This is a genomic window from Streptomyces sp. OfavH-34-F (assembly GCF_022347745.1).
Taxonomy (GTDB): domain Bacteria; phylum Actinomycetota; class Actinomycetes; order Streptomycetales; family Streptomycetaceae; genus Streptomyces.
Window position 1 is genome coordinate 1 of sequence record NZ_JAKRGC010000441.1, and the last position, 4062, is coordinate 4062.

Genomic DNA, 4062 nt, shown 5'->3' on the forward strand with positions numbered 1-4062 from the left:
CCGCCCGGGTGCTGCCCCGGTGCCGGGTTGTACGGCGCGGGCGGGGTGTACGGGCCGGGGTTCGGTCCGTACGGGGCGGGCCCCGGCTGGTACGGGCCGCTCTGGGGGCCGTACGGGCTCGGCGGGGCCGGGTACGCGGGGGCGCCGCCGCCCGGACCGCCGCCGCTCATCCGCGCCAGATACGGGGCGACGAGGACCGCGCCGCCCACCCACAGCAGCCCGAACAGCAGCGCGTCGGCGACGCTGGGCGCGACCTCCATGACGCCCCGGCCGCTGAGGTCGGACACGCTGCCGGTGTACTCGACGGACAGGCCGCTGATGCCGGTCAGGGCCAGGTAGCCCAGGAGGAAGAGGCCGCCGGCGGTGACCTGTTCGCGCCGGTCGGCGGAGCGGCGTCCGGCGAGGAACCCGAGGATGAGGGCGCTGACGAGCCCGGCGGCGAGCGCGCCGACGAGGGCCCAGTCGTTGGCCGCGTCGCTCAGCTCGCCGAGCCCGAACGAGCCGTGCTCCGAACCGCCGCCGAGGAAGTTGGTCCGCCCGCGCAGGTCGTACTCGACGGAGCCGCCCCAGCACACGGAGAGGACGGTCAGCGCGATGTTGGGCACCACCGCCAGGGCGACGAGCAGGGCGGTGCCGTCGACGTCGTCCTGGACGGCGTAGGTGATGTAGCCGATGAGGCCGCACAGGAGCAGGACCAGGCCGAGCGCGCGGACGGCGGTTCCGGCGGCACGGACCAGGGTGAGCGTGCCCGGCCGCTGGGCCAGCCAGGCCGCGGCGGCGTCGCGTTGCAGGACGGCACAGGTCGTCACGAGGGCGATGGCGAGGGCGCCGAGGGCCGCGAGGACGGGCGAGGAGTGCACCGAGACGTCCTCGATCTCGGGCTGCGCGTAGAGCCCGAGGACCAGGACGGCCGCGGCGGACAGCACGCCGACGCGGACCCCCGCGTCGAGCCCGGCGCCCTGCCGGCGCAGACCCCGGGCGCCGAGGATCATGGCGCCGATCCACAGCACGGTGACGGTGAGCGGGACCAGGGAGAGCGTCATCTGGCCCTGGCCGCCCGGGTCGTAGTCGTAGCCGTCCCCGTACGAGCCGCCCCCGTATCCCCTGTCGTTCATGCCGCCGGGTGCGGCGGCGCGTATGTCGAAGCCGCCGCCGAACGCCTGGAGCAGCATCGCCAGCGCGACCCGGAGGCGGTCGCTCCACCCGACGACGACCTCGTCGTCCTGCCCGTAGTTCGGGATGGCGAGGGCCACGGCGAGGGCCACGACCAGCCCGGTGGGCCAGGCCGCCGCCCGGAGCGATCCCGCCCAGTCCCCGCGCAGGACCCGGCCGAAGAACAACCCGGCGGGCGAGGGGCCGGCCGGCACGGGCGCGTAGCCGGGCGGCGGCGGCGAGGCCGGCCGCGTCATGTACGGCGGCATCGCCGGGGGCTGCGGCGGCTCGGCGGAGGGTGCCCCGGCGGGCGGCGGTGGTCCGGCGGGCTGGGGAGGAGCGGCGGGCGCGGGGGGTCTCTCCCGCCCGCACTTCATACAGAAGCGCGCCTCGTCCGGCGTCTGGGTTCCACAGAAGGGGCAGTACGAGGACATGAGGGCTCCGCAGCGGTACGGGGACGAGCGGGACGCTGACACAGCGAAACGGGGAAGTCGCGCGCGGTATCAACGACACATCTTCCCTGCCCACCGGTTCCCGTCAACCCGGAATCGGCGCAACCGTTTTCCGGTGCGAACGCGTCAGGCGCGCACACCCCGGTGCAGGGCCACCACGCCGCCGGTGAGGTTGCGCCAGGCGACCTCGGACCAGCCGGCCCGCTGGAGCTTCGCGGCCAGGCCGGGCTGGTCGGGCCAGGCGCGGATGGACTCGGCGAGGTAGACGTAGGCGTCGGGGTTGGAGGAGACCGCGCGGGCCACCGGCGGCAGGGCGCGCATCAGGTACTCGATGTACACCGTGCGGAACGGGGTCCAGACGGGCTGGGAGAACTCGCAGATGACAACCCGGCCGCCCGGCTTGGTGACCCGGTACAGCTCGCGCAGGGCCGCGTCCGTGTCCTGGACGTTGCGCAGGCCGAAGGAGATGGTCACCGCGTCGAAGACCTCGTCGCGGAAGGGCAGTTTCGTGGCGTCGCCGCCGGTGAAGGGCAGCCAGGAGTGGCGCTTCTTGCCCTCGCGGAGCATGCCGATGGAGAAGTCGCACGGCACGACGTAGGCGCCGGTCGCGGCGAACGGCAGCGAGGAAGTCGCCGTGCCGGCCGCCAGGTCGAGGACCTTCTCGGCGGGCCGCGCGTTCACCGCCTTGGCGACCTCCTTGCGCCACAGCCGGTCCTGGCCGAGCGAGAGCACGTCGTTGGTGAGGTCGTAGTTGGCCGCCACGCCGTCGAACATGGAGGCGACTTCGTGCGGCTGCTTGTCCAGGGAGGCTCGGGTCACGCCCTCCATTGAAGCAGCCCGGTCCCCGGCGCCCGGCGGCGGACGCCCCCGTGGAACCCGGCTTCAACCTTTCCGGTCCGGCGGCACTCGTACTCAGTGAGAGATCACCGGGGGAACCGGAACGACGAGGGAAGGGGGCAGATGTTCACGGGAGCCAGCCGGAGCCCCGACGGCTTCGAGGAATTCGCGCGCGCCGGTCAGCACCGGCTCTACCGCACCGCGTACCTGCTCTGCGGGGACGCCGACGCGGCGCGCGATCTCACCCAGACGACGCTCGCGAAGCTGTTCCAGCACTGGCACCGGGTGCGCGCCGCCGACCATCCGCACGCCTACGCCCGGACCGTGCTCACCCGTACCTACATCGCCGAACGCCGCAGACGGCTGCGCGACCTCCTCGCCCACACGCCGATCGCTGCGCCCGCTCCGCCCGTCGGCCCCGAACTGACGGTCACGCTGCTGACGGCGCTGGCGCAACTGCCGCCCCGGGCGCGGGCGATGGTCGTCCTGCGGTACTGGGAGGACCTGAGCGTGGAGACGGTCGCGGAGCTGCTGCGGTGCAGTCCGTCCACCGTCAAGAGCCAGTGTTCGCGTTCGCTGGCCACCCTGCGCAGCCGCCTGGGCGACGCGCACCTCTACACCACCCGAAGCTGAGGAGTCACGTCGTGCACGTGTTCATGGATGACGTGCCGGGCGGCGAGCCCGGCCGGGAGGACGAGGAGCTGCTGGTCCGGACCGCCATGGAGCGGGTGACCGACAGCGCCCCGCCCCTGCCCGACCTGGTCCCGTTCGCCCTCGTCCAGGGCCGCCGCCGCAGGTCCAGGGCGCGCGCGGCGATCGGCGCGGGGGCGGTCGCGGTGGTCGTCCTGGGCCTCTGCGGCGCCGCGCTCCCGCTGTGGGGCGGGGACGGGGGCGGGGGCCCGGTGCGTACGGGGTCCGTCGCGGCGCGGCCGACGGCCCCCGCTCCCTCCTCCTCCGTGCCCGTCCGTCCGCCCGTGCACATCGAGCCGAGCCCCGGCGAGTCGTCCATGGCGGACCTCCCGGCCGACGAGTTGTCGCGGCAGACCGTGTTCCAGAACGAGGCGGCGGGGGTGCTGGAGGACCTGTTGCCGGACGCGGTCGCCCCGGTGCGGCCGGTCGATCTCGCCGTCAGCCGCTACCAGGGCGGCCCGGACGGCCCGGTCTTCCCCATCGTGTTCTCCGTCCGCCCGATGGGGCCGGGGGCGGTCCCCTCGGACCCGCCCTGCGAGGACGAGCCGGACAAGGGGCTGCGGTGCCGGGAGGCGACCCTGCCGGACGGCATCACCGTCCGGGCCGTCACCGCCGCCGGGGACGAGCGGGAGGGCCGGACCGTGACCGGTGTGACCGCCCGATTCGCTTACGGCCACAGCCGCGTCACGCTCTCGGTGCGGGGCGACGCCGAGGCGATGGTGTCCGCGCCGGTCACGGCGGAGCAGTTGCTGGACGTCGTACGGGACAAGCAGTTCATGGAACTCGTCGCGTACGCGGAGGCGAAACCGATGGAACCGAAGGAGAACGTGGTCCGTGGCGGCTGAGAGCAGACGGGCGAAGCACGGCCGGGGCGGGCGGCGGCGCGCCCGGCGGACGCGGCGGCGGGGCGGGACGCGGCTGTTCGCCGCCG

General features: G+C 74.5%; 4 protein-coding genes and 1 pseudogene. 2 read left to right on the forward strand and 3 right to left on the reverse strand.

Annotation, left to right across the window (positions count from 1 at the left end; all coding sequences use genetic code 11):
- The 3 genes and pseudogenes from MHW47_RS32860 to MHW47_RS32865 all read right to left on the reverse strand — a co-directional run.
- Window positions 1–1409 (reverse strand): DUF3824 domain-containing protein (locus MHW47_RS32860; protein ID WP_239227501.1); only part of this gene is annotated, 1409 nt, incomplete at its 3' end.
- Window positions 1410–1517: 108 nt separating this feature from the next.
- Window positions 1518–1586: pseudogene (locus tag MHW47_RS36175) on the reverse strand (zinc-ribbon domain-containing protein); the annotation flags it as partial.
- A gap of 144 nt (window positions 1587–1730) precedes the next feature.
- Window positions 1731–2378, reverse strand: coding sequence for a demethylmenaquinone methyltransferase (locus tag MHW47_RS32865; protein WP_239227500.1), 648 nt, complete (start codon window positions 2376–2378; stop codon window positions 1731–1733).
- A gap of 186 nt (window positions 2379–2564) precedes the next feature.
- Here MHW47_RS32865 and MHW47_RS32870 point away from each other — a divergent pair, with 186 nt between their 5' ends.
- Together MHW47_RS32870 and MHW47_RS32875 are read left to right on the forward strand one after the other, a co-directional pair.
- Window positions 2565–3074: a SigE family RNA polymerase sigma factor gene (locus MHW47_RS32870; RefSeq protein WP_239227498.1), complete on the forward strand. Its 510-nt coding sequence runs from the start codon at window positions 2565–2567 to the stop codon at window positions 3072–3074.
- 11 nt (window positions 3075–3085) lie between these two features.
- Entirely contained in the window at window positions 3086–3976 is an 891-nt protein-coding gene (locus MHW47_RS32875) for a hypothetical protein (RefSeq protein ID WP_239227499.1), read from the forward strand.
- Window positions 3977–4062 lie beyond the last annotated feature (86 nt).